The sequence below is a fragment of the Stutzerimonas zhaodongensis genome (assembly GCF_003696365.1).
Classification (GTDB): Bacteria; Pseudomonadota; Gammaproteobacteria; order Pseudomonadales; family Pseudomonadaceae; genus Stutzerimonas; species Stutzerimonas zhaodongensis.
Genome location: NZ_RFFM01000003.1, coordinates 108,858 through 134,553, shown reverse-complemented (window position 1 = coordinate 134,553; position 25,696 = coordinate 108,858). Strand labels below are relative to the sequence as shown.

The 25,696-nt window shown below is 59.0% G+C and carries 22 protein-coding genes and 1 tRNA gene; 11 read left to right on the top strand and 12 right to left on the bottom strand.

Features of this window, described 5'->3' with window-relative positions; all coding sequences use genetic code 11:
* Nucleotides 1–32 precede the first annotated feature (32 nt).
* Nucleotides 33–1,271 (top strand): nucleoside permease, encoded by a 1,239-nt coding sequence (locus tag EA797_RS14800; protein WP_122166540.1) that lies wholly within the window; start codon nucleotides 33–35, stop codon nucleotides 1,269–1,271.
* Nucleotides 1,272–1,451: 180 nt separating this feature from the next.
* Here EA797_RS14800 and EA797_RS14795 read toward each other — a convergent pair.
* Nucleotides 1,452–1,538, bottom strand: a tRNA-Leu gene (locus EA797_RS14795).
* A 204-nt stretch (nucleotides 1,539–1,742) separates the two neighbouring features.
* Between EA797_RS14795 and EA797_RS14790 the strand changes: the two genes are divergently transcribed.
* Nucleotides 1,743–2,018 (top strand): hypothetical protein, encoded by a 276-nt coding sequence (locus tag EA797_RS14790; RefSeq protein WP_244214126.1) that lies wholly within the window; start codon nucleotides 1,743–1,745, stop codon nucleotides 2,016–2,018.
* Nucleotides 2,019–2,534: 516 nt separating this feature from the next.
* On the opposite strand, the gene EA797_RS14780 is transcribed toward EA797_RS14790, so the two are convergent.
* A complete protein-coding gene (locus EA797_RS14780) occupies nucleotides 2,535–2,774 on the bottom strand; it encodes a hypothetical protein (protein WP_122166536.1) in 240 nt (79 codons plus the stop codon).
* Between the two features lie 170 nt (nucleotides 2,775–2,944).
* Here EA797_RS14780 and EA797_RS14775 point away from each other — a divergent pair, with 170 nt between their 5' ends.
* A complete protein-coding gene (locus EA797_RS14775; RefSeq protein WP_122166534.1) occupies nucleotides 2,945–3,694 on the top strand; it encodes a FadR/GntR family transcriptional regulator in 750 nt (249 codons plus the stop codon).
* Between the two features lie 59 nt (nucleotides 3,695–3,753).
* On the opposite strand, the gene EA797_RS14770 is transcribed toward EA797_RS14775, so the two are convergent.
* From EA797_RS14770 to EA797_RS14745, 6 genes are all read right to left on the bottom strand, one after another.
* Complete coding sequence (locus tag EA797_RS14770; protein WP_122166532.1) at nucleotides 3,754–4,683, bottom strand: EamA family transporter; 930 nt, start codon at nucleotides 4,681–4,683, stop codon at nucleotides 3,754–3,756.
* Between the two features lie 101 nt (nucleotides 4,684–4,784).
* Nucleotides 4,785–6,065: a TRAP transporter large permease gene (locus tag EA797_RS14765; RefSeq protein WP_122166530.1), complete on the bottom strand. Its 1,281-nt coding sequence runs from the start codon at nucleotides 6,063–6,065 to the stop codon at nucleotides 4,785–4,787.
* On the bottom strand, nucleotides 6,065–6,592 hold the full coding sequence (locus EA797_RS14760; protein ID WP_122166528.1) for a TRAP transporter small permease: 528 nt from the start codon (nucleotides 6,590–6,592) through the stop codon (nucleotides 6,065–6,067). The genes EA797_RS14765 and EA797_RS14760 overlap by 1 nt, the downstream gene beginning before the upstream one ends.
* A gap of 65 nt (nucleotides 6,593–6,657) precedes the next feature.
* Nucleotides 6,658–7,632 (bottom strand): TRAP transporter substrate-binding protein, encoded by a 975-nt coding sequence (locus EA797_RS14755; RefSeq protein WP_122166859.1) that lies wholly within the window; start codon nucleotides 7,630–7,632, stop codon nucleotides 6,658–6,660.
* A gap of 83 nt (nucleotides 7,633–7,715) precedes the next feature.
* Complete coding sequence (locus EA797_RS14750; protein ID WP_122166526.1) at nucleotides 7,716–8,615, bottom strand: SMP-30/gluconolactonase/LRE family protein; 900 nt, start codon at nucleotides 8,613–8,615, stop codon at nucleotides 7,716–7,718.
* A gap of 39 nt (nucleotides 8,616–8,654) precedes the next feature.
* Complete coding sequence (locus tag EA797_RS14745; protein ID WP_122166524.1) at nucleotides 8,655–9,479, bottom strand: NAD-dependent epimerase/dehydratase family protein; 825 nt, start codon at nucleotides 9,477–9,479, stop codon at nucleotides 8,655–8,657.
* A 361-nt stretch (nucleotides 9,480–9,840) separates the two neighbouring features.
* On the opposite strand from EA797_RS14745, the gene EA797_RS14740 reads away from it, so the two are divergent.
* Entirely contained in the window at nucleotides 9,841–10,995 is a 1,155-nt protein-coding gene (locus EA797_RS14740) for an L-talarate/galactarate dehydratase (RefSeq protein ID WP_122166522.1), read from the top strand.
* A gap of 78 nt (nucleotides 10,996–11,073) precedes the next feature.
* On the opposite strand, the gene EA797_RS14735 is transcribed toward EA797_RS14740, so the two are convergent.
* The 4 genes from EA797_RS14735 to EA797_RS14720 form a co-directional block, all read right to left on the bottom strand.
* On the bottom strand, nucleotides 11,074–12,594 hold the full coding sequence (locus EA797_RS14735) for a tripartite tricarboxylate transporter permease (RefSeq protein WP_122166520.1): 1,521 nt from the start codon (nucleotides 12,592–12,594) through the stop codon (nucleotides 11,074–11,076).
* 9 nt (nucleotides 12,595–12,603) lie between these two features.
* Entirely contained in the window at nucleotides 12,604–13,083 is a 480-nt protein-coding gene (locus tag EA797_RS14730; RefSeq protein ID WP_122166518.1) for a tripartite tricarboxylate transporter TctB family protein, read from the bottom strand.
* Nucleotides 13,084–13,152: 69 nt separating this feature from the next.
* Nucleotides 13,153–14,121, bottom strand: a complete 969-nt coding sequence (locus EA797_RS14725) for a tripartite tricarboxylate transporter substrate binding protein (RefSeq protein ID WP_122166516.1) — start codon at nucleotides 14,119–14,121, stop codon at nucleotides 13,153–13,155.
* Between the two features lie 60 nt (nucleotides 14,122–14,181).
* Entirely contained in the window at nucleotides 14,182–15,570 is a 1,389-nt protein-coding gene (locus EA797_RS14720) for an enolase C-terminal domain-like protein (protein WP_122166514.1), read from the bottom strand.
* Between the two features lie 741 nt (nucleotides 15,571–16,311).
* Between EA797_RS14720 and kdgD the strand changes: the two genes are divergently transcribed.
* The 7 genes from kdgD to EA797_RS14685 all read left to right on the top strand — a co-directional run bounded on the left by kdgD (nucleotide 16,312) and on the right by EA797_RS14685 (nucleotide 25,493).
* Complete coding sequence (gene kdgD / locus EA797_RS14715) at nucleotides 16,312–17,223, top strand: 5-dehydro-4-deoxyglucarate dehydratase (RefSeq protein ID WP_122166512.1); 912 nt, start codon at nucleotides 16,312–16,314, stop codon at nucleotides 17,221–17,223.
* 93 nt (nucleotides 17,224–17,316) lie between these two features.
* Nucleotides 17,317–18,759, top strand: coding sequence for an aldehyde dehydrogenase family protein (locus EA797_RS14710; RefSeq protein ID WP_122166510.1), 1,443 nt, complete (start codon nucleotides 17,317–17,319; stop codon nucleotides 18,757–18,759).
* A 106-nt stretch (nucleotides 18,760–18,865) separates the two neighbouring features.
* Nucleotides 18,866–20,209, top strand: coding sequence for a glucarate dehydratase (gene gudD / locus EA797_RS14705; protein ID WP_122166508.1), 1,344 nt, complete (start codon nucleotides 18,866–18,868; stop codon nucleotides 20,207–20,209).
* Between the two features lie 122 nt (nucleotides 20,210–20,331).
* Entirely contained in the window at nucleotides 20,332–21,885 is a 1,554-nt protein-coding gene (gene garD / locus EA797_RS14700) for a galactarate dehydratase (RefSeq protein WP_122166857.1), read from the top strand.
* Between the two features lie 111 nt (nucleotides 21,886–21,996).
* Complete coding sequence (locus EA797_RS14695; RefSeq protein ID WP_122166506.1) at nucleotides 21,997–23,415, top strand: FAD-binding oxidoreductase; 1,419 nt, start codon at nucleotides 21,997–21,999, stop codon at nucleotides 23,413–23,415.
* Between the two features lie 44 nt (nucleotides 23,416–23,459).
* Nucleotides 23,460–24,389: a 2-hydroxyacid dehydrogenase gene (locus tag EA797_RS14690; RefSeq protein ID WP_122166504.1), complete on the top strand. Its 930-nt coding sequence runs from the start codon at nucleotides 23,460–23,462 to the stop codon at nucleotides 24,387–24,389.
* A gap of 186 nt (nucleotides 24,390–24,575) precedes the next feature.
* Nucleotides 24,576–25,493 (top strand): aldose 1-epimerase, encoded by a 918-nt coding sequence (locus tag EA797_RS14685; RefSeq protein WP_341866924.1) that lies wholly within the window; start codon nucleotides 24,576–24,578, stop codon nucleotides 25,491–25,493.
* The last annotated feature ends 203 nt before the right edge of the window (nucleotides 25,494–25,696 follow it).

Sequence of the window (25,696 nt, the reverse complement as noted above, 5' to 3'; positions counted from 1 at the left end):
GCTAAAAACGTGCATAAAACAAGGACAAGATCATGAGCACACTCAATGTACGGCTGAGCCTGATGATGTTTTTGCAGTTCTTCATCTGGGGCGGTTGGTTCGTCACACTCGGCACCTTCCTGGCAAATAATCTAGGCGCGAATGGCAGTCAGATCGGCATGGCGTTTTCGACTCAATCATGGGGTGCGATTCTTGCGCCATTCGTGATTGGCCTGATAGCCGACCGCTACTTCAATGCCGAGCGCTTGTTGGCAATTCTCCACCTTGTAGGTGCAGTACTGCTCTTTCAGCTATACCGCTCCAGCGATTTCGCCGCTTTTTATCCTTACGTGCTTGGCTACATGATCATCTACATGCCTACGCTGGCACTGGTTAACGCTGTAGCGTTTCGGCAGATGCGAGACCCAGGGCAGGAATTCGCCAAGATCCGCGTATGGGGCACAGTGGGCTGGATCGTCGCTGGGCTGACAATCAGCTTCCTGTTCGGCTGGGACGCTCAGCAGTCCATTGCAGCAGGTGCACTGCGAAATACCTTTCTGATGTGCGCCATTGCGTCCGCAGTGCTGGGGATCTACAGCTTCAGCCTGCCAAGCACACCGCCGCTTGCCACGCGCGGGCAGGGCGGGCTCAAGGAAATGCTAGGGCTCGACGCATTGAGACTTTTGAAGGATCGGAGTTTCGCGATGTTTTTCCTTGCCTCGGTGCTGATTTGCATTCCACTGGCTTTCTATTACCAGAACGCGAATCCCTTTCTTGCAGAGATCGGTGTCGATAATCCAACCGGGAAAATGACCCTCGGGCAGATTTCTGAAGTGCTGTTCATGTTGTTGTTGCCATTATTCATTCAACGATTCGGGATCAAGAAAACGCTGTTGATAGGCATGCTCGCATGGTCGCTGAGATACGCCATGTTTGCCTACGGCAATAACGGTGATTTGCTGTTCATGCTGGTGGCCGGCATCGCGCTGCATGGTATCTGCTATGACTTCTTTTTCGTCTCGGGGCAGATCTATACCGATGCTAAAGCCGGTGAGACCTTCAAGGGATCTGCTCAAGGACTGATCACCTTGGCAACGTACGGCATGGGCATGCTCATCGGATTCTGGGTGGCGGGCATGGTTACCGACCACTTCGCGACGCCACAGGGGCATGACTGGCAAAGCATCTGGCTGTTCCCGGCAGTGTTCGCGCTAGGCGTGCTGCTGACGTTCCTTGTCGCGTTTCATGAACAGCGGGCAGTCAAGTTGCCTACTTCGGCCAAGGTGGCCTAAACAAGCTTCTGCGTGGCCTTGCGGCATCTTGATTGAAGTCGGCAGGCCACGCGGACTCTCTGCTGGCTGCAGAGCAAAACCTGCGTGATGCAGCTGGGGATCAGCAGACGTCCTCTGTGATGAGCACTTTGAGCGGAGCAAAGTGCCGTCCACATAACGGTGACAGCGCTTGCTGGGAGTTGGTGCCCGGAGCGGGAATCGAACCCGCATACCCTTTCGGATGAGGGATTTTAAGTCCCTTGCGTCTACCAATTTCGCCATCCGGGCTTGGATGATCGCGCGACATGCGGCCGCGGCGCAGGACTATAACGAGCAGCCGGACCGGGTGCAACTCCGAGGGGCGTTCACAGCGATCCGCAGTGGCAATTTATTAATAGCGGGCGAGCGATTCTTGACCAGCGGCAGGCCTCTTGTCTGAACATCGAAGCGGACTGAACCTCTCATATACAAGAGCAACGGGAGGAGACGCTTATGCTTACTCAGCACGCGAGTCTGGCGGATGACCGGCAGGGGCTCAATAACAGTGCGGGCGCCGACGATGACGGTGTAGTCGTCCCTGGTTCGCCACCACCGCTCGGAACAGGGCGCACAGATGTAAATCCCGGTGACGAAGCCGGAGTCGACGAGCTGCCTCGCAACGATGGGGCGGTTCCGTTGAACTCGGACGACGACTTGGTGCTTCAGGATGAGCTTCCCGATGTCGACGTCGACAACGCGGAACTTGATGACGCACCGAATCCGCGTTGAACGCCGCGCATTAAAAAGCCCCGCACTAGGCGGGGCTATAGGGTTTGTCTCTTTCGTTCCTTTGTCCTTGATGCCGGCATCTACCGACTGGTCCATTCGAGCATCCTGTCTCGTTGCGCGTCCTGCGCTACTGGGAATAAGCATATGCAGGTCACAGAGCGGAAGAAATGGGCGAAATCCACCAGGCTGCGTCAGCCATTGCTTACAAATGCCAAGGGTATTCCATGAAGATTGATTTCAGGTCGGTTGTGTTGGTCATATTGACCGGCTTTACAGCGGGGTGCTCGAGCGTCGAGTCTGTCCCACCGCCCGACGGCGACGATGAATACGTTTTCGTATGTACGAAGCCGAGCGGGAAATCCGAGTGTGACGCTCGGGCTGTGGCCGTCTGCCCTGATGGATTCGAAACCTTGAGCAGCGAGGAGAATTTCGAGCGGAAGGAGCTGCGTATTCGGTGCTCTGAAGTCGCCGATGGTGCTCGTTGATTAGCGAGCCACCATCGGCAGGCGTTGCATATCAGCTGTCCAGAAGCTGCTGGGCTTCGCCCAGCGCTTTGATCGAGCCTTCATGATCGCCAGCGTTGTGCAGCTTTTCGCCTTCCTCACGCAGTGCCTTGACCCTAGTAAGAATTGCCGGGTCGGCTGGCGGGTCGGACTGCAATTGCTCATCGATCTTCGCCATGTCCATGGGGCAGTGCATTGCCCAGAGCGGCGTGCTTATAAAGGCTGCAGCGAGGAATAGCATTGTGCGGCGCATGATGTCAGTCTCCTGATAAATGGCTTGGTCCAATGCAGTATAGAAGCCGGCAAAATCGCGCCGTATTTTCGGACATAAGGTCAGCTGGCAATATGCGCCGGTCGGATAGTTATCGTACAACTACTCGGCTATGATACTGACAACTTGGCTTCAACGAGATCGATGTGCTCATGGAAAACCAGATTGCCCAACCACGTGTCCGCAGAAAACACCGCAGCCTCGCGCAGGAGTTGGTGACGGAGCTGTCCCAGCAGATACGTGATGGCCATATCAAGCGCGGCGACAAGCTGCCTACCGAGTCGGCGATCATGCAGGCGCAGGGTGTGAGCCGTACGGTGGTCCGTGAGGCAATTTCAAGACTGCAGGCCTCCGGGCTGGTCGAGACCCGCCATGGGATCGGCACGTTCGTACTGGATACGCCAAGCACGACTGGGCTGCGTATCGATCCGGCCACCATAGGTACGCTGCGTGATGTGCTGTCGATACTGGAGCTGCGCATCAGCCTTGAAGTCGAATCGGCGGGACTGGCCGCACTGCGGCGCACACCCGAGCAGCTGGCGGCCATGCGTGAGTTTCTCGATTCGCTGCAGCAAAGCGCGGCGCTGTCCAGTGAAGCAGCGGTCTCCGACTTTCAGTTCCATCTCCAGATCGCAGAAGCCACGGGCAATCGGTACTTCACCGACATCATGAACCACCTGGGAACGGCGATTATTCCACGTAGCCGCCTCAACTCAGCGCGTCTGGCTCATGATGATCAGCCCCACTACCAGCAGCGCCTCGGTCGTGAACACGAACAGATTTACGACGCGATAGCCCGCCAGGATGCCGATTCCGCGCGCGCAGCCATGCGTCTGCATCTGACCAACAGCCGTGAGCGCTTGCGTCAGGCACATGAAGAAGCCGAGACGCCGGAGAATTGAGAGTTACGTAAAGACCAAAGCCATGCAGATGCATGGCTTTTTTGTGAGCGGGAATCGAGTCAGGGGTTCTTTTTGTACGTCAGCATCACGATGCCGAAGATAACAATGACGCCGCCCAGTATCTGACCGGCTGCGAGCATCTGATCCAGCACCAGCCATCCCATGATCAATGTGGCCAGCGGTTCGATGTTCATCACCGGTGCGTTGCGCGCCATATTGAGCCGTGGAACCGAGACGAACAGAGTAATGAATCCCGCACCGTAAAGGGCAACCAGCACGGCCAGGGCGATCCACCCGGTGTCGCTTTCAGGCAGCGACAGTCCGCCGGGTAGCAATCCGCTCGCTCCCGCAAGATTGGCGCTAGTGAACACGATCAACATAGTCAGCATGCTGCGGACCGAGCCGCGTACCTGAGACAACTTGTGATCGGTAATCCACAAGGCTGTAGCGAACACGCTGGCTGCACAGAAGGCAAGGGAGACGCCAAGTACCCACTCCGGGCCTGCCGCTTCGCTGGAGGCGAGACGGGCGGGGACCTCAAGTACGAATATCAGCCCGACCAGTATCACAGCCATCAGTATTGCAGTGCGCGCGGTCGGGCGCGCGCCGCCCAGGGCCCATGTCAGCAGGGCCAACAGGATCGGGAAGACGTTAGCCACCAGCAGCGCCAGCGCAACCGGAATACGTGCAACCGCGGAATACAGACAGATGCTCTGCGTGGCAATCAGCAAGCCCAGCATCAGTTGCCAGCGCCAGGCACCTGGGGCCAGGCGAATGCTTTGTCGTTGCCAGAACACCAGACCGGCCAGCACGATCAGCGTGCCACCCGAACGCAGCAGGATGGCGAGCAGCACTCCAGCCCCGTCATCGAAGGCGACACGAGCGGCGACATGGTTGCCGGCAAATGCACAGCCGAGGCAAACCAGAACCAGGACAGCGATATGGCGCGGGAATAGAGCAGGCGATTCTGAGGCGGATGGGGCGGACATGGCGTTACTTCAGATCCTTAAAATCAAACGCCAGCCGAGATGGCTGGCGTAGTTCTACAGAAAGACGCCGTTCAGCCCGACAGGGCCGAACGGGATGCCGTTTATAGCACCATGCTTGGCAGCCAGAGCGAGATCGCAGGGATGTATGTCACCGCGATCAGCACCAGGAACAGTGCACAGTAGAAGGGCAGCAGCGCCTTAACGGTGTTTTCGATGGTTACCTTGCCGATGGCCGCACCGACGAACAGCACTGCGCCTACCGGAGGCGTGATCAATCCGATGCCCAGGTTGACCAGCATGATCATGCCGAAGTGCACGGGATCGACGCCAATACCCATGATCACCGGCATAAGAATCGGCGTCAGGATCAGGATCAGCGGGGCCATATCCATCAAGGTGCCCAGTACCAGAAGCATCAGGTTGATGCACATGAGGATCACATAGCGATTGTCCGACAGGGTCAGGAACATCGTGGTGATCTTCGATGGGATCTGCATCAGGGTCATGATATAGCCGAAGCTCGCGGCAAAGGCGATCAGGATCATCACCACCGACAGCGTACGCACGGTGCGATGTAGCAGCTTCGGCAGCTCGCGCCATTTGTAGTCGCGGTAGATGAACATGGTCACGAAGAACGCCCAGACCACGGCGATCGACGCGGACTCAGTCGCAGTGAATATCCCGGAGAGGATGCCGCCCAAGATGATGACCATGGTCATCAGCCCCCACAGCGCCTCGACACAGATCTTCAGCGCCTGCTTGAGGGGAATCACCTCGCCCTTGGGATAGTTGCGTGCCCGGGCAAAGATCAAGCACATGGTCATCATCACCGCGCTCAACAACAGCCCTGGGCCGATGCCCGCGATGAACAGCGAGGAGATGGAGACAGTGCCGCCGGCGGCCAGCGAGTAGAGCACCGAGTTATGGCTAGGAGGCGTCAGCAAGGCCTGGACCGATCCACTGACAGTCACTGCTGTTGAGAACTCGCGTGGATAGCCTTTCTTTTCCATTTCTGGAATCAGCACGGAACCTACCGAGGCCGTGTCGGCCAGCGAAGAGCCCGAGATCGCGCCGAAAAAGGTCGAGGCCATGATGTTGACCAGCGACAGGCCACCGCGAACGAAGCCCACCAGCACGCCGGCAAAGGCCACGAGGCGCCGGGACATACCGCCCTCGGCCATGATCGCGCCAGCCAGGACGAAGAACGGGATGGCCAGCAGGGAGAACTTGTTTACGCCACCTGCTACGGCGATCATCACCGCGTCGAACGGAATGTCGATCCACCAGGCGCCGATCAGCGCCGAGAGACCCAACGCATACGCCACCGGCATACGCAGAAGAAAGAGGACGGCAAAACTGCCGAGAAGTACCAGCGCGTCCATTACGTTGCCTCCTTGCTGCTTTCAACGAATTCGTAATCGACGGCGCGACGCTTGCTCTGGTCGCCGAAAATCATCCGCTCGACAACGAAGATCAGCGTGATGGCGCCACCGACAGGGATCGGAGCGTATGCAATACCGACGCGCAAGGTTGGCAGGGTGCTCATGAACTGGTTCCATGTCGCAATGCAGAGCTTCACGCCCCAGATCGTCATGAACAGACAGATGATGCCCATCAGGATCTGCACCAGGGTCTCGACGTGGCGATGCATGTACTGGGGGAGACGGTCAGTGAACATATTCACTGCCATGTGCGCACCGGCCCGGTAGCTGGCCGCGGCGCCTAGAAACGTGAATATCACCATCAGTAGAATGGCCACGGGCTCAGGCCAGCCGGCACCGGTGCCTAGCACGTAGCGCGCGAAGATCCCCCAGGGGATGATCATGGACATGACCACGATGGCCAGCCCCGCGACCCATACGCAGGTCATGTAGATCGCGTCATTGACGCGCAGCAGCGTGTTTTTCATCAGACTTCACCACAAGCACGGCGACGGGCAGGCCCGTCACCGTGAGGCTTTCAGAGGGAACGGGCTTACTCGACGGCTTCGATACGCTTGATCAGATCAGCGTAAGGGGCGCCGTACTTCTCGCGGATGGGGGCGGTGGCATCGAAGAAGGGCTTCTTGTCGACTTCGATGAACTCTACGCCTTCTTCCTTGAGCTTGGCTTCGCTCGCAGCGGACTTCTCGTCCCACAGCTTGCGCTCCTCGAACTGCGCTTCCTTGGCGTATTTCTTGACCGTTTCCTGCTGCTCTGGCGTGAGCTTGTTCCAGGTCGCCTTCGAGATCACGATCGGCTCAGGGAGGATCAGGTGCCCAGTCAGGGTGTAGTACTTGGCGTTGCGGAAGTGGTTGTGCTCGAGCATCGTCGGTGGATTGTTCTCCGCACCATCCACTACACCGGTCTGCAATGCACTGAAGATCTCGCCGGTATCCATTGCGATACCGTTGGCGCCCAAAGCGTTAAAGGTCTCGATGAACATCGGATTGCCGATAACACGGATCTTCATGCCTTTGAGGTCTTCCAGGCTGCGCACGGGCTTTTTGGTGTAGAGGTTGCGTACGCCACCGTCCATCCAAGCCAGACCGACCATGTTGAATTCGGAATCGGTGATCTTGTCGAGGATCTCCTGGCCGATATCACCATCGATGACCTTGCGCATGTGATCGTGATCGCGGAACACGAACGGCATGTTGAAAACGTTCACGTCCGGAACAACCGGCCCGAGAGTACCGAGGCTCACGCGGGTCATTTGCACGGCACCGAGCTGCACCTGCTCGACTACCTCTTTCTCGGAGCCCAATACGCCGCCAGAGAACATGCGGAACTTGAGCTCGCCGTTGGTGGCTTTCTCGATGTTTTTGCCCATGTTTTCCTGAGCGACTACGGTCGGATAACCGGCCGGATGAATCTCGGCGATTTTCAGAGTCATGTCGGCATAAGCGGCGCTCGACAGGCAGAAAGCGAAGGGGAGTGCAGCGATAAGCAACTTGCGTTTGAAGTTCATGTGAATCTCCGTCTTGTTGTTGTTGGTGTGCAGCGTTGCGAGCGGCAAGGCCAGGCACTGCGGGCCTTTCCTTGGGTGAAGCCTTATCTGAAGCCGGTTTCCTCCAGGCCGGCTACTCCCGGTCGAAGCGCGAAGACGCCGCCAGCCAGTGGCTGGTCGGAGAGGTCTCCGCCGGGTCGAATGGATGTGACGAACAGGGTGTCGAGGCCGGGGCCGCCGAAAGCGCACATGGCTGGCTTCTTAACCGGCACCTCAAGCGAGCGATCGAGGCGACCGTCCGGGGTGAAGCGGTGGATCAGTCCGGCATCGTTGCCGCAGATCCAATAGCAGCCGTCGACGTCGACCGCCGCGCCGTCCGGGCGGCCCGGATGCTGGTTCATGTCGACGAACAGGCGACGATTGCTCGGCGTGCCGCTGTCGATGTCGTAATCGAAGGCCCAGATAGCCTGCACAGTCGGGTGGGAGTCAGAAAGGTACATCGTACGGCCGTCAGGGCTGAAGCCCAGGCCGTTGGGTACAACGAAGTCTTGCAGTTGGGCATTCAGCGAATCGTTGGACGAGGACCCGTCAAAACGGTAAAGCGCACCGGCCGGAATGCCGGCGGCCATATCCATGACCATGGTGCCGGCCCAGAAACGTCCCTGGCGGTCACAGCGGCCATCGTTGAAACGCATGTTGGAGTTGCCATGCTCGACGCTGGCAAGGCGGGTCGCCAGTAACGTGCCGTCAGCCTGCGGGACGATGTCAAAGATCCCATCTTCCATACCGGCAATCCAGCGGTTGGCATCGCCCTGGCGGCGAGCAATGCAGGCGATCATCTGATCGCCTGTCCAGCTGGTCACAGAGGCGTCTGATGCATTCCAGCGCAGTAGTTGACGGTTGGGGATGTCGACCCAGTACAACGCTTGCTCGGAGCTGACCCATACTGGGCTTTCTCCGGTTGCGTTCTGCGCGTCGACTATCAGTTCTGCTGTATGTGCCATTGCGATTCTCTTTTTGTTGTTCGCGGCGTGGCGGAGCGATCAGTCTTCGAACGGGCCGGCTTCGCAGAAGGCACCGCCCTGGTAGATCAAGGCAGGGTCGTTAGGCTCGTAGGGTGGCTGTTGCTCGATCTTCTCGCGGAAGACTTCGGAACTGTCCTGGGGCTCGTAGCCCAGGTGGGCGGCCATGTGGTTGTCCCACCAGACGTCGCGGTTGGCCGATGCGCCGTACACCACTGTGTGACCGACATTCGATGTGAACAGGGAACGCTCGATGAGTTGAGTCAAGTCGCGATAGCTGAGGTAAGTCGCCATCATCCGGCGGTTCAGAGGCTCTGGGAATGAGGAGCCGATGCGCAAGCTGACGGTCTCGATGCCGTAACGGTCGAAGTAGAAGCTTGCCATGTCTTCGCCGTATGACTTGGACAGGCCGTAGTAGCTGTCAGGACGGCGGGCGACGCCGGCGTCGATCTTTTCGGTCTGGTTGTAGAAACCGATGACGTGATTGGAGCTGGCGAATATCACTCGCTTGATGCCGTGCTTGCGAGCCGCTTCGTAGATGTGAAACACGCCCTTGATATTGGCTTCGAGGATTTCCTCGAAGGGTCGCTCCACCGAAACGCCACCAAAATGCACGATGGCATCGACGCCTTCGCAGAGGGCGTGTACTGCTGCTTTGTCAGCAAGATTGCACTGCACTACTTCTTCATGCTCTCCGGCGGCAGGTTCCATGCCGGCAATATCGGAGAGGCGAATGATCTTGGCATAAGGGCGAAGCGATTCGCGTAGCACCTTGCCAAGTCCTCCTGCCGCGCCAGTCAGCAGGAGGCGATTGAAGGGTGTGGGAGCGGTCGTCGTGCTTGTCATTGATATATGCCCGTCGCTTATTGTTTTTGATGTCATCGGTTGTCGGATGACTTGGCTCGATTATTTCTACGGACTGGTCATTTTGTCAACCCGGCACTGTGATATCGACTATCACTCCAACATCGATAAACGTGACTCACGTCGGCAGTCACTAAATCTCGGCAGGCCAGTGATCATCGGCATGAAAGCCAGGTATTGTGCAGCTTCTCAGTGCCAAGCTAGCGCTCGGAGCATCGCATTCACATACCACTAAAGTCGAACCCCATCCCTCGGAATCAGGCAGAGCGGGAGAGGAGGATCTATATTGATCGTTGTATGACGACATGGCGACCAAACCCAATATAGAAGAGCGAGAACAAAGATGACCATCAGGGCTAGTGAGCATGGTTCGAAGGAACAGATCAGCTGGATACGACTGAGATCCGTCAGCCTGCCATTGCGCGCCGCTGTGAGTGACGCCAAGGTACTGACCGGTCGGCAAAAGCCTCTGGATTCGGTACAGCTGCTGTTGGCCGACATCGAGACCAGCCAGGGGCATGCCGGCATTGGATTCAGCTATAGCCTGCGAGCCGGCGGCCCGGCGCAATATGCCCACGCTCAGGAGATTGCGCCGCTGTTGATCGGAGAGGATCCCAACGACATCGCGCGGCTGTGGGGCAAGATGGCCTGGGCAGGCGCATCGGTTGGGCGGTGTGGTGTAGCTGCGCAAGCCATTGCGGCGCTGGATACCGCACTTTGGGACCTGAAGGCGCGGCGGGCGGGTTTACCGCTTTCCAAGCTGCTGGGCGCACACCGCAACGCGGTGCCTTGTTACAACACATCAGGGGGATATCTGCAGGCCCCCATCGAAGAAGTCATCGAGAAAGCGAGTCAATCACGCGAGCGCGGAATAGGCGGGATCAAGATGAAGATCGGCCAGCCTGACAGGCAAGCTGATCTGCGCCGCATTACAGCCTTGCGAAAGCAGTTGGGAGATCAGGTTCCATTGATGGTCGACGTCAATCAGCAGTGGGATCGCATCACCGCGCTGCGCATGGGCCGCGAGCTCGAACACTTTGCTCTGGAATGGATAGAAGAACCGCTGGATGCCCATGACATCACTGGCCACGCCGCGCTGGCGGCGCAACTCGACACGCCGATCGGCACCGGAGAGATGCTCACAAGCGCCAGTGAGGCCCTGGCTTATGTGGACACGGGGGCGGTCGATGTGATCATGCACGACGCGCCTCGGTTGGGTGGCATAACCCCATTCCTGAAGGTGGCCAACGCCGCCGAACAGCGCGGGATGATCATGGCTCCGCATTTCATCATGGAGATCCATCTGCACCTTGCTGCAACCTACGAGCATCAGACCTGGGTCGAACATTTCGAATGGCTGGAGCCGGTTTTCAACGAGCGCCTGGAGATCCGCGATGGGATGATGATCGTTCCGGATCGCCCCGGGCTCGGTTTGAGCCTGCATGAACGAGTCGACGGCTGGACACTGGCGCAGACGGAAGTCGGTAAACGCGCCTGAGCAGAAAAACAAACCGCGCCTGATGGCGCGGTCTTGTCATTCATTACCCACCTGCAGGCGCGGGCGAGAAGAGGTGAGTCAGGTCCCCTGCAGCTTGGCTACGGACCCTTTTCGGCCGCGTAAAGCACTGACCAGATGCCACAGCACGGACGCGACTGCCAACAACAGGAAGGTCGCCGAGATCGGGTTGGTGAGAAAGCCCACGAAGTTGCCATCCGAAAGCATCAGGCCTCGCCGCAGATTGGTCTCTGCCATGGGGCCCAGGATGAACCCGATGATGAACGGTGCCGCGGGCATCCCGCCTTTAACGAAGCCGTAACCGATCAGGCCAAACAGCAGAATGGTCCAGACATCGAACACCCGGCTGCTGAGGCCGAACGCCCCCACTACGCAAAGCACAAGAATGATAGGCAGGAGGATGTGCTTGGGCACGGCCAGCAGTTTGACGAAGATGCGCAACCCATAGAACTCCAGCACGAGCATCATCAGGGACGCGAGGAGCAGCGCTGCAAATATCGTGTACACCAGCGGCCCCTGGCTGATGAACAGCATCGGCCCTGGCTGAATGCCGTGAATCAGGAAGCCGCCGAGGAGGATCGCAGTCGTAGCATCGCCGGGGATACCAAGTGTCATCAGCGGAATCATCGCACTGCCGATGCCGGCGTTATTGGCGGTTTCGCTGGCAACAACGCCTGCTGGCTCGCCCTTGCCGAATCGCTCCGGGTGTTTGGAGCGTTTCTTGGCGATGATGTACGAAACGATATTCGAGGTGCCTGCGCCGATGCCCGGCAGAATGCCAATGCCGATGCCTACGATCGAGGACCGGATCGCGTTAGGAATCTGACCGAAAAATTCCTTGATGGAAAACCCGAAGCCCTTGATGTTCTTCATGCTTACATCAGGCACGCGAGTACGGTTGGCCGAGCGGCCAGTCTCGGCGATCTTGATGACCTCCGCCACAGCAAACATCCCGATCATCACCGTCAGCATCGCGAAGCCGGCATTGAGATTGGGCGAATCAAAAGTGAAACGCCTAACGGCCTCTACGGGTGCGATACCCACTGTTGAAAACGCGAAACCCAGGGTGCCGGCATAGATGCCCTTGAGCAGCGAGCCAGCCGAAAGTGTCGCGATGAGGGTCAGGGAAAATACCGCAATGGCGAAGTATTCATGCGGACCGAAGCGCAGGGCCGTCTTGGCCAGCCACGGTGCGATTGAGATCAGTGCGGCAATGCTGAACAGGGTGCCGATAAAGGAAAACACAATGCCGATACCAAGGGCCTTCACGCCTTCGCCTTTTTCCATCATCGGCGCACCGTCGAAGGTCGTGGCGATGGAGGCGGGGGTCCCGGGAATCTTCAGCAGGATCGCCGAGATAAGTCCCCCGGACGTCGCGCCGACAAAAAGGGCAACGAGTAAAGACAGGCCCGCCGCAGGGCCCATGGTGTACGTCAGTGGCAGGCACAGGGCGATGGCCATGGTTGCTGACAGGCCCGGCACCGCGCCAAATACGATTCCAACGGCGACGCCGAGCGTGATCAGTACGAATATGTAGAGAGAAAAGACGGCGCCGAAGCCTGTCTGCAGTAATTCGAGCATGACGGCCTCCTATAGGTCCAAAAAGCCGGCCGGAAGCAACAGATCGAAGCCGTGGCGGAAAGTGAAGTAGATGGCTATCGAAGCAATCACTGCGGTAATCGCATAGGACAGATGCTTGACCTTCTGATCGTGTGGAGTGAGCACAGTGAACTGCGCATACAGATACAACACGGTCATGATGAGGAAGCCCACTGTCTCGAGTAGCGCAATGTAGATGGCGACCAGCGCCAGCGTCTTGAGGACGGTAGGGTAGTCGGCGACGGTCTTGGGTGCGCCTTCATCCGGGTCGGCTTCAGGTTGCACTGCTTTACGCGCGCCAAGCAGCTGTAGAAAGCCCAGCAGGCATAGGGCTACGGCAAGCACGTAAGGAACGGTGGACGCATCGATGGTGCCCTTACGAGGCAAATTCATGGTCAGGATCAAGTAGAAAAGGCCTGCGCAGAGCATGACTGCGCCGACCACCAGCTCTTTCTTTTTATACGTATCCATGGGCGGCTCCTCATGGGTTAAGGCAGGAAGTGCCGGGCGCAACTGGTGTGCCCGGCGGCAGCTCAAGGCTTACTTGCCCTGGCGCAATTCGTCCTTGAACTCCATGAACTCTTCGCGAGTTTTATGCAGAAGCGCGATGGACTCTTCGGTGTTGTAGTAGCTCACAGGCTGCTTGAAGGTTTTTTTCAGCTCTTCGGCATAAGCCGGGTCTTCGGTGATCTGCTTCATCACACTGGCCATCTTCTGAACGATTGCAGTGTCAGTGCCCTTGGGGAACGCGACGATGTATGGCTTCTCCATTACAAAGTCGACGCCTTGCTCCTTGAACGTCTTGACGTCGCCGAGCAGCGGGTTGCGTTCCTCGTTGGGCTGGCCAAGCGCGAACATCTCACCGTTGCCTACATAGTCCTGCACCGAGCCATAGCTGATGCCACCCAGGTCAATTCGGCCACCAAGCAACGCGACGACCTTCTCGGAAACGGTGCCCGCATCGACCATCTTCAGCTTGGTATCAGTGAGCTTTTCGAACATCAGCCCCTGCAGGTGCGAGTAGCTGCCCATCTCGGTGCCGTAGGTGACGGAGCTGGGCTCGGCTTTGGACTTGGAGATCAGTTGGTCGAGGGTGGTCAGGCCCGAGCTTTTGGACGACACGAAGATGGCGCCCTTGTCCACGCCAGCGATGCAGGACACATCGAAGGCTTCGAAACTGTCTTCGGTCAGGCCAGCTACCTCGTTGACGATCATCTGGCCGGTGTGGGTGAAGAGGATTGTATTGCCATCTGGCGCAGCGCTCTTGACCTGGTCGGCCGCAATGGTGCCGCCGCCACCTGCCATGTTGGTGATGACCATTGGCTTGCCAGTGATCTTGGTGAAGTACTTGGCCATGGTGCGGGCGTTGAAGTCGGTATCGCCGCCTGCGTTCGCGATGACGACGACCTGTACCGGACGGGTTGGCCATTTCGTTTCGGCTGCGAATGCACCACTGACGGCGGTTGCAAACACGGCTGAAACAAGGGAGGCGCTGATTGCTTTTTTCATTGTATGTCTCTCCGGTGGTTTTGATTGCGGCGCTTTGCGTTGAAAAATGTCTGCTTTTTATTAGCGACCCAGGCTTGGTTGCTTGGGATCGTACTTCCAGCCAGGGACCAGGTACTGCATGGCCATGGCGTCGTCACGGGCACCCGTGGCAACTTGGTTATAGAGCTCGTGGGCGGCCATGATCCGGTCCATGTCCGGCTCGATACCCAGGCCCGGCTTGTCCGGAACCTGGACCGCTCCGTTAATGATCTGCAATGGTTCGCGGGTGAGCCGCTCCTGGCCTTCCTGCCAGATCCAGTGCGTGTCGATTGCCGTGATCTTGCCCGGCGCTGCAGCAGCGGCGTGGGTGAACATTGCCAGCGACACGTCGAAGTGATTGTTCGAATGCGAGCCCCAGGTAAGGCCGAACTGCTCGCACATCTGTGCCAGTCGAACCGAACCCTGCATGGTCCAGAAATGCGGATCGGCCAGCGGAATGTCTACCGCTTCGAGACGCAGCGAATGACCCATCTGCCGCCAGTCTGTGGCAACCATGTTAGTTGCGGTGGGAATGCCCGTGGCACGCTTGAACTCGGCCATGATCTCGCGGCCCGAATAGCCATTCTCCGGCCCACATGGATCTTCCGCGTAGGAAAGGACGTGGCCCTGGCCGCGACATAGTTCGATGGCCTCGGCCAGCGACCATGCGCCGTTGGGGTCCAGCGTGACGCGGGCGTCGGGGAAGCGAGCCTTGATCCCTGCAATAGCCTGCATCTCCTCACTGCCCCGCATTACGCCGCCCTTGAGCTTGAAGTCCTTGAAGCCGTAGCGCGCAGTCGCTGCTTCGGCCAGGCGCACGATGGCCTCTGGCGTAACAGCTTCCTGATGGCGGACGTGATACCAGTCATCAGCCGAACCGGTACCAGCAAGGTAGGGAAGGTCGGTGCGCGTGCGGTCACCTATATAGAAGAGGTAAGCCAGCATGGGCACGCTGTCGCGCTGTTGGCCGCTGCCCAACAAGTCGGCCACGGGCACATCTAGATGCTGGCCAAGCAAGTCGAGAAGTGCGGCTTCGACGGCGGTGATCACATTGTCCAGTCGAAGGTTGATCTCATGAGGCTGCTTGAGCACGGCTGCTTCAGCTTCGGAGGTAACCTGGTGCTGCGTGGTCTGTGGGCCGGCGGCGCCGCCGGAAATTGCATGCTTCAGAGCGTTGAGTACCCGGTTATAGCGGCCAATCTGTTGGCCTACTACCAGACCCTTGGTTCGCTCGAGGGCTTTACGGATACCTTCGCCGCCCGGCACCTCACCGATCCCCTTACGTCCGCTGCTGTCCTGTAGCACGACGAGATTGCGTGTGAAGTATGGAGCATGCGCGCCGCACAGGTTCAAGAGCATGCTGTCGTAACCAGCCACCGGGATGACCTGCATCTGGGTTACGACGGGAGTGGAGTGGTTTGCGTCTGACATCGAATTACATGCTCCTGATTGTTCTTATGAGCCAGGGAATGGTCAGCCGATTACGCTGCGGTGTGGTTAGCCTCAGCGCAGGTCGAAAGATAGAAGTGGAAAGCTGAACAGAGGCCGGCACGGCTCTGGACGGTCTCTGGAACCGATATCAGGCAGTGGTACCGCGCAGGGAAAGCGGCGCGACAGAGATTTGCGGAGTAGGTCATGGCCTTTGGGCTCTGGTTATTTTCTGTCATACGTTGTCGTATGACCGCAGATTTTTAACAGTGCTCGTGCTGGTTGTCAAATCACCGAAATATAAAAAATGCGCCATATGACCACCCGGTCGAGCTGTATGTCGATCGATGCGGCTTACGTAAGGGGAGGTTAGCTGAACGCGGGTTGCGTGCCGCTGATCTGGCGGAAATACCTTTGTCGCTCCAGCGATGGGTCCTTGGGATTCCGCCTAAGATTGGCGAGGGAAGACTGGCAGGGAAGGCTGGAGACTTCAGCTGCACAGTGAGCCGTGCGATGACGCTGGATCATGAACAGGCAGCCATATCCAGCTGACTTCGTTTGAATCGATGAGAGAGAGGACAGGCACATCAAGGTAAGCTGCGCTGTTAGCACCTCTCGATCAAAGGAACTTGAGAGGGAAGAAATTTCGACAAACCGGTAGCGCCTCATTGAGTTGTACGATAACGTATCTCAAGGCTTCGGCCCCTACCTCATACATAGATAGCTTCACAGGATGCTCAAACAATGAACCCACAAGAACTGAAGTCCATCCTTTCTTCCGGTCTGCTTTCTTTTCCGGTAACCGACTTTGACCAGCAAGGCGACTTCAACCGCGAAGGCTATATCAAGCGGCTTGAGTGGCTGGCTCCTTACGGCGCGACGGCTCTTTTCGCTGCCGGTGGCACAGGCGAGTTCTTCTCCCTTACGCCGCAAGAGTATCCAGACGTCATCAAGACAGCCGTCGATACCTGTGCCGGTCAGGTACCTATTCTTGCTGGTGTTGGCGGCCCGACTCGCCAGGCCATTGCCTACGCTCAAGAAGCCGAGCGCCTGGGTGCGAAGGGCCTGTTGCTGCTACCGCATTACCTGACAGAAGCCAGTCAGGAAGGTGTGGCCCGCCATGTCGAAGAAGTCTGCAAATCCGTGGACATCGGGGTAGTGGTCTACAACCGCAACGTGTGCCGTCTGACTGCACCGCTGCTCGAGCAGCTGGTCGAGCGCTGCCCTAACCTGATTGGTTATAAAGATGGTCTCGGCGATATCGAGCTCATGGTCTCGATCCGCCGCCGCCTCGGTGATCGCTTGACTTACCTCGGTGGCCTGCCCACTGCCGAAGTTTACGCAGCGGCTTATAAAGCCCTCGGCGTGCCGGTTTACTCCTCTGCCGTGTTCAACTTCGTGCCGAAGATGGCGATGGATTTCTACAACGCCATTGCCCGTGACGATCACGAAACAGTCGGCAAGCTGATCGACGATTTCTTCCTGCCTTACCTCGATATTCGTAATCGCTGCAAAGGTTATGCGGTCAGCATCGTCAAGGCTGGCGCGAAGATCTCCGGATACGACGCCGGCCCTGTTCGCGCGCCACTGACCGACCTGCTGCCGGACGAGTACGAAGCCCTCGCCGCGCTGATCAAGAAGCAGGGCGCTCAGTAACACCAGCCAGATCCATCACTCGCCCCACCGCCGCCAGCAAGTGCCCGGCATCGTTGCCAGGGCACGTCGGCGGACCTCACGAAGGAGAGTTCCGTGGCAGAAGCAAAGCGTTATGACAACTACATCGATGGCCAATGGGTAGCCGGCAAGAACTACCAGGCCAATATCAACCCCTCTGATCTGTCGGACACCATCGGCGAATATGCCCAGGCCGACGCATCTCAGGTAGAAACAGCAATCGCTGCAGCGCGTAAGGCTTTCCCGGCCTGGTCCACCTCCGGTATTCAGGCTCGCGCCGATTCGCTGGAGAAAGTCGGGCTGGAAATCCTCGCTCGTCGTGAAGAGCTGGGCTCGCTGCTGGCCCGGGAAGAGGGCAAGACGCTGCCGGAAGCTATCGGTGAAGTCGCCCGCGCCGGAAACATCTTCAAGTATTTCGCCGGCGAATGCCTGCGTCAGGCAGGGGAGACTCTGCAGTCCGTCCGCCCTGGCGTCAGCGTTGAAGTCACTCGTGAGCCGCTGGGCGTGATCGGCCTGATCACCCCGTGGAATTTCCCGATTGCTATTCCCGCGTGGAAGATCGCCCCCGCGCTTGCATACGGCAATTGCGTAGTCATCAAACCCGCTGACCTGGTGCCTGGTTGCGCCTGGGCCATCGCCGAAATCATTTCGCGCGCCGGTTTCCCAGCGGGTGTTTTCAACCTTGTGATGGGCAAGGGCCGCGAAGTCGGTGAAGCCATCGTCAACGACAAGCGTGTCGATGGTGTCAGCTTCACTGGTTCGGTCGGCGTGGGCCGCGGCATTGCCAATACCTGCGTAAATCGCGGTGCCAAGGTTCAGCTTGAGATGGGCGGCAAGAATCCGCAGATCGTCCTTGATGACGCGGACCTCAATACCGCTGTTGAACTGGCCACCCAGAGCGCCTTCTACTCCACCGGGCAGCGTTGCACGGCTTCGAGCCGCATCATTGTCACCGAAGGCATCTACGATCGCTTCGTCGAAGCCATGGTCGAGCGCATCAAGAAGATCAAGGTCGGCCCGGCGCTTGAGAAGGGCATCGATGTTGGTCCAGTGGTATCGCAGTCCCAGCTGGATCAGGATCTGCGCTACATCGAAATCGGTAAGGAAGAGGGCGCGCGCCTGGTGTGTGGCGGTGAGCGCGTAAGCTGCGGCACCGAGGGTTACTTCCTGGCGCCGACCCTGTTCGTCGACAGCACGGCGGACATGCGTATCAGCCGTGAAGAAATCTTTGGTCCAGTGGCCAACGTCGTTAAGGTCAAGGATTACGACGAAGCCCTAGCCATGGCCAACGACACCGAATTCGGTCTGTCGGCTGGCATCTGCACCACGTCGCTCAAGTACGCCAACCACTTCAAGCGCCACTCTCAGGCGGGGATGGTAATGGTCAACCTGCCGACTGCCGGCGTGGATTACCACGTGCCGTTCGGTGGCCGTAAGGGCTCGTCCTACGGGCCGCGCGAACAAGGCCGCTACGCCCAGGAGTTCTACACCACGGTGAAGACGACCTACATCGGCTGATATCCGGTGCGCTCTATCCGTGCGATTCGTGGTTGATACCCGGTCGCACGGTGGCTTACCGACGTTTCCGCAAACGTCGACACATAAAAACAATAGCGAGACGACTATGAACGATTCAGTTAATCAAGGTGCTCCGGTCGTTACCGAACTCAAGGTGGTCCCAGTCGCCGGACAGGACAGCATGTTGCTCAACCTGAGCGGCGCCCATGGTCCGTATTTCACCCGCAACATCCTCATTCTCAAGGACAGCGCTGGCAACACAGGTGTCGGCGAGGTTCCCGGTGGCGAGGCGATACGCCAGACCCTGGAAGATGCTCGCGCCATTCTGGTCGGGCAATCGGTGGGTAACTTCAACGGCTTGCTGAACCAAGCCCGCAAGGCTTTTGCTGACCGTGACGTCGGGGGCCGTGGCCTTCAGACATTCGATCTGCGTATCGCCATTCATGCCATTACAGCAATCGAGTCAGCACTGCTCGACCTGCTAGGCCAGCACCTCAATGTGCCGGTTGCCGCCCTGCTTGGTGACGGCCAGCAGCGCGACGAAGTCGAGATGCTCGGTTACCTGTTCTACATCGCCGATCGCAACAAGACCGACCTCGGGTACCGCGATGAATCCGGCGCCAGCGATGCCTGGTTCCGCGTGCGTAACGAAGAAGCGCTGACTCCGGAAACCGTGGTACGTCAAGCCGAAGCGGCCTATGAGCGCTATGGTTTCAAGGATTTCAAACTCAAGGGCGGCGTGCTGCCTGGCAGCGAGGAGGTCAAGGCGATACGAGCCCTGGCCGAGCGTTTCCCCGAAGCGCGCATCACGCTAGACCCCAACGGCGCCTGGTCACTGGCCGAGGCCATTGATCTCTGCAAGGACCTGCACGGCGTGCTGGCCTATGCCGAGGACCCTTGTGGCGCTGAGAACGGTTACTCCGGCCGTGAGGTGATGGCTGAGTTCCGCCGCGCCACCGGGCTGCCGACCGCGACCAACATGATCGCGACCGACTGGCGTCAGATGGGACACACAATCCAGCTGCAATCGGTAGACATCCCGCTCGCCGATCCGCATTTCTGGACCATGAGTGGCTCAGTCCGCGTCGCGCAGATGTGCCATGACTGGGGCCTGACCTGGGGCTCGCATTCGAACAACCATTTCGACATCTCACTGGCCATGTTTACCCATGTTGCCGCCGCGGCGCCGGGCAAGATCACAGCGATCGACACCCACTGGATCTGGCAGGACGGCCAGTACCTTACCCGCGAGCCGCTACAGATCGTCGGTGGCAAGGTCGCCGTACCGGCCAGGGCAGGGCTGGGCGTGGAACTGGACGAAGACGCGCTGCAAAAAGCTCACGAGCTGTATCTGGCCAAAGGGCTGGGCGCTCGCGACGACGCGATTGCCATGCAGTATCTGATTCCGGAATGGACCTTTAACAACAAGAAGCCGTGCTTGGTGCGCTGATTTTGGCTGAAGCAGTCGTAGGGTGGGCTTCAACCCACCAGCGTGCCTGAGTCCGTTTGAATGTTGCACCGACCGCTCTACAACAATAAACGGCCTGACCGGAGACCGATATGAACGAAACCGTGGAACTGATTCAACATCAAGATTCGCCTCGTTACATTCGCTTGAACGAAGCGGACAACGTGGCGGTGGTGGTCAACGACGGCGGTGTTCCGATCGGTGCCCGGTTCCAGGACGGATTGGTCACGGTCGAGTCGGTGCCGCAGAGCCACAAGGTTGCGCTGGTTGATATCGCAGTGGACCAACCCGTGCGCCGCTACGGCCAGATCATCGGCTACGCGTTAGAGCCCATCGCACGGGGTTCATGGGTAAAGGAAACACAGTTGCGCATGCCTTCTGCGCCTCCACTCGATAGCCTTCCCATGTCAGACGCCGTACCAGCGCGGCTCGAGCCGCTCGAAGGGCATACCTTCGAGGGTTACCGCAACGCCGATGGCACGGTCGGCACCCGCAACATCCTGGGCATCACCACCACCGTGCAATGCGTTACAGGCGTGCTGGATCATGCGGTGGCGCGTATTCGCAAGGAGCTGCTGCCCAAGTATCCCAATGTCGACGATGTGGTTGCCCTGACGCACAGCTACGGCTGCGGCGTAGCCATCAACGCCAAGGATGCCTACATCCCGATCCGCACAGTGCGCAATCTGGCGCGTAACCCGAACCTGGGCGGTGAAGCCCTGGTGATAAGCCTTGGATGCGAGAAGCTGCAAGCCGAGCAGGTCATGCACGAGGGCGACGCATCGGTCGACCTGAGCGAGCCCTGGCTGTATCGCTTGCAGGAGTCCAATACCGGCTTCGGTGAAATGATCGAACAGATCATGGCGCTGGCCGAGACGCGTCTGGAAAAGCTCAACCGCCGCCAACGCGAAACTGTTCCCGCGTCTGAGTTGGTTCTCGGTATGCAGTGCGGCGGTAGCGATGCGTTCTCCGGCATCACCGCCAACCCGGCGCTGGGTTACGCGTCGGACCTGCTGATCCGCGCCGGCGCTACGGTGATGTTCTCGGAAGTCACAGAAGTGCGCGATGCCATCTACATGCTTACCTCCCGTGCCGAAACGCCGGAAGTGGCCGAGGCCCTGGTGCGCGAAATGGATTGGTACGATCAGTACCTCGAACGCGGCGCCGCCGACCGCAGCGCCAACACCACGCCTGGCAACAAGAAAGGCGGGTTGTCCAATATTGTCGAGAAATCTCTGGGTTCAATCGTCAAATCCGGCAGCAGCGCCATCAATGGCGTGCTTGGCCCCGGTGAGCGATTCAGCAGCAAGGGACTCATCTACTGCGCGACACCCGCCAGTGATTTCGTCTGCGGAACGTTGCAGCTGGCAGCGGGCATGAACCTCCACGTCTTCACCACCGGGCGCGGTACGCCGTATGGCCTGGCCATGGCGCCGGTCGTGAAAGTGTCAACCCGCACCGAGCTCGCCGAGCGCTGGCCGGACCTGATCGATGTGGATGCCGGGCGCATCGCCACCGGCCGCTCGAGCATCGAGGACCTGGGTTGGGAGCTTTTTCACTACTACCTGGACGTCGCTAGCGGTCGCAAGAAAACCTGGGCTGAGCAGCACAAGATTCACAACGACATCACCCTGTTCAACCCCGCACCGATCACTTGATCGGAGTAGGAGCGGCGCTTGGGTAAGCGCGACCCTATCAACGCAGGACCGGCAAGTGTCCCACACCAGGGTTGGTCACCTGCCGTCACACAATTAAGCCAGAGGGATGCGATGAGCCACCTGTCAGAGGCCTTCATTCGCGAGATAGAAGCCATCGTCGGTCCGGCAGGCATCGAGCGGGACCCTGAGCGCATGCGCAGTTATCTCAGCGACTGGCGCAACGCTTACCGGGGCTTGGCTGCCCTGGTAATACGTCCGGCCACAACGGAGGAGGTCGCCGGTGTGGTTCGCCTGTGCAATGAACAACAGGTCGCGCTGGTTCCGCAGGGCGGCAATACGGGGCTGTGCGGCGGGTCGATTCCCGATGGCAGCGGCTGCCAGGTGGTCTTGTCACTTACGCGGATGACCAAGTTCCGTCAGGTCGACCCAGCCAACGAGACCATTACCGTTGAAGCTGGCGTCATTCTGCAGAGTTTGCAGGAGGCCGCGGCAGAGGCGGGTCGGTTCTTTCCGTTATCTCTCGGAGCGGAAGGCAGCTGCACCGTTGGCGGCAACCTTGCCACCAACGCGGGTGGAACCGCAGTGCTGCGTTACGGCAACATGCGCGACCTCACTCTCGGCGTGGAAGTGGTGCTGCCGGACGGCCAGATCTGGAACGGTCTGCGCGGCCTGCGCAAGGACAATACGGGCTACGACCTCAAGCACCTGTTTATCGGCTCGGAAGGCACCCTGGGCATCATTACGGCGGCCGTGCTCAAGCTCTACCCGGCGGTGCGCAGCGTTACGACCGCTTGGGTGGCGTTGCCCAGTGCATCTGCGGCGGTCGAGCTTATCGGCAGCATACGTGCGTTGTGTGGGGACCGCCTGACCGGCTTCGAGCTGATGTCACGGCAGAGCGTCGACTTCGTGCTGCGCCACGTTCACGGTTGCAGAGACCCTTTTGGCGATGCTCATCCCTGGTACGTGCTGATCGAACTGAGCGACACCCAGCCGGAGGCACCACTCAATCAATTGCTCGAGATCGGCATAGGCGAAGCCCTTGAGAAGGGTTGGGTGATCGATGCCGTGGTTGCTTCCAGCGAATCTCAGGTCGCCGCACTCTGGGCCATGCGCGAGGGAATCTCCGAAGCGCAGAATCACGAAGGCCCGAGCCTCAAGCACGACATCAGCGTACCGGTCAGTTGCATCCCCGATTTCATCGAAACCACTGACCAACGCCTGCGCGACCGCTTTCCCGGTGTGCGAATCGTCACTTACGGCCATGTGGGCGATGGCAACTTGCACTACAACATCAGCAAACCGGTCGGCGCCGACGATGCCCGCTTCAAAGCGCAGCACGAGGCGATCATGCAGGTGATATACGACTCGACTGTCAGTTTCAGCGGCAGCATCAGCGCCGAGCATGGAATCGGCCAGGCCAAGCGCGACGCAGCCAGGCATTACAAGGACCCGCTGGAACTTGAGCTGATGCGTGCCATCAAGACAACACTCGACCCGAAGGGTCTGATGAATCCTGGCAAGGTGCTCTGATCCAACGAACCGAGCCGAACCGCTAACCCAATCGAGGTGTTCCTGTGACCTGCATTCTCCAGCTCGGCCCCCTGACCGAACGTTTCAACCGCGGCCTGGCTGCGGCGCATGAGGTTCTACGAATTTGGGAACAGGACGCCGAGGCGCTACTGGACCAGCACGCCACGCGAATCGACATCGTGGTGACGTCTGCACGTTTCGGCTGCACGGCGGCGCTTATCGAGCGGCTGCCCAACCTGCGCGCCATCGTGAGTTTCGGTGTTGGCTACGATTCGATTGATGTCGCGGCAGCCAAGGCGCGAGGGATTCCGGTCAGCAATACGCCGGAGGTGTTGAACGATTGCGTCGCTGATCTTGCGTTCGGCCTGATCATCGACTGTGCACGTCAGATGTCACGTGCCGACCGCTTCGTTCGGGCCGGAGAGTGGCCATCTGGCGGGTTGCCACTGGCCGCCCGGGTAAGCGGTAAGAAGCTTGGCATCGTCGGCCTTGGACGCATCGGCGAGGCTGTGGCCAAGCGCTCCAGCGGTTTCGACATGCAGGTGCGTTACCACAACCGCCGGCCGGTGGCCGGCAGTGAATTTGGGTACGAGCCCAACCTGATCGAACTGGCACGCTGGAGCGACTTCCTGGTGCTTACATGCCCGGGCGGGGAGAGCACTCGCAACCTGATCAATCGCAACGTCATCGACGCGCTTGGGGCCAAAGGCTCACTGATAAATGTCTCACGCGGTTCAGTGGTGGACGAACCTGCGCTGGTCGAGGCGTTGGTAGAAGGTCGACTCGGCGGTGCTGGCCTTGATGTCTATGCCAAGGAACCGGACGTGCCGGAACAATTGTTCAACCTCCCCAACGTCGTCCTGCTGCCTCATATCGGCAGCGCTACCGAGGAGACTCGACAGGCGATGGAAGAATTGCTGTTGGCCAATCTGCACGCTTTCCTGGAGCGTGGGGAGATGCTGACGGCTGTCTGATCGTGCTAACCAGTGCGAGCAGATCGAGATGGCTGCGCCATCAGGGCCCTCGCTTACAAGGCGTGATCCCACCCTTCAGCTACACCCTTCATGGCGTCCAATACTGCGAGTCACAAGCTTGCAAATGTAGGGCGCCTTTTCTAATACATACGCGAGTGGTATGCGCTCGCTATCGGAGCCGCAGCCGTGATCTATCACCAATCAGTGCTGACCGAAATCGAACTGAAAGATGGCCTACTGGCGTTGTCGGTCTGTCCGGAATTGGGCGGCGCGATCACGCGACTCAGCATCGCTGGATTCGACGTTCTGCGCCCGTGGGATGGCTCCGACAGCGTACGCCGTACCGGCTGCTTCGTTCTTGCACCGTTTTCCAACAGGGTAGGAGATGGTGCCTTCGAGCATGAAGGGCAACGCTATCCGCTTCGAAGTCTTTCAGCCGAGCATCCATTGCCAATCCATGGCGTTGCCTGGAAACGAGCCTGGAGTGTCGCGGAGCAGGGATCGGCTAGCCTGAAGCTGACACTTGCTCATCAACCCGAGGGGGAAGGCGCCCTCGATTGGCCGTTCGCATTCGAGGTCGAGCATGAGATCCGGCTCAACGATGGCGGCGTAGCGCTTGAGCTCAGATTGCGAAATACCGACGCTCGGTCGATGCCTGCCGGCCTCGGCTGGCATCCATACTTCCTGCGCCATGGAGAATGTCGGCTTCAATTCACGGCGCAATCGGTCTGGCGGAGCGACTCGCGTAACTTGCCATCGCATCAATCAGAGATTCCTCCGGAATGGGACTTTTCCATCGCTCGGTCTTTGCATGAGCCGGGGCTGGACAACTGCTTCATAGGTCGCACCGAGCCTGTCCGGGTCCATTGGCCGGAGGAGGGCGTCGAGGTGACCATGGATGCCAGCGAAGCCCTCGATCACCTGGTGGTATTCACGCCGCCGGCTGAGATGGGTTTCTTTGCAGTCGAGCCGGTTTCCCATGCCAACAACGCCTTGTGCATGCAAGACCCGGCCGCCAACGGAACGTGCACCTTGGCGCCTGGTGAAACAATGCAGGCTACCTGCCGGCTCCATATCCAGCGAACCGCCGCTTCCAACGTGTAGCGCCACAGGCGGGTAGAACACGATACGCCTAATGTCCCACCCTCACCTGTAGGAGCCAGCTTGCTTGCGGTCAGGCGCTGAGCACGCGCACGGCCCGCATCGGCTCAAAACCTATCGACCAATAGCGCGATGCTTCCGCCTCTCGGTGCCGCGCTCCATCTTGTTGCTTAGCAAAAAAAGCCCGTCACAAGGACGGGCGAAAG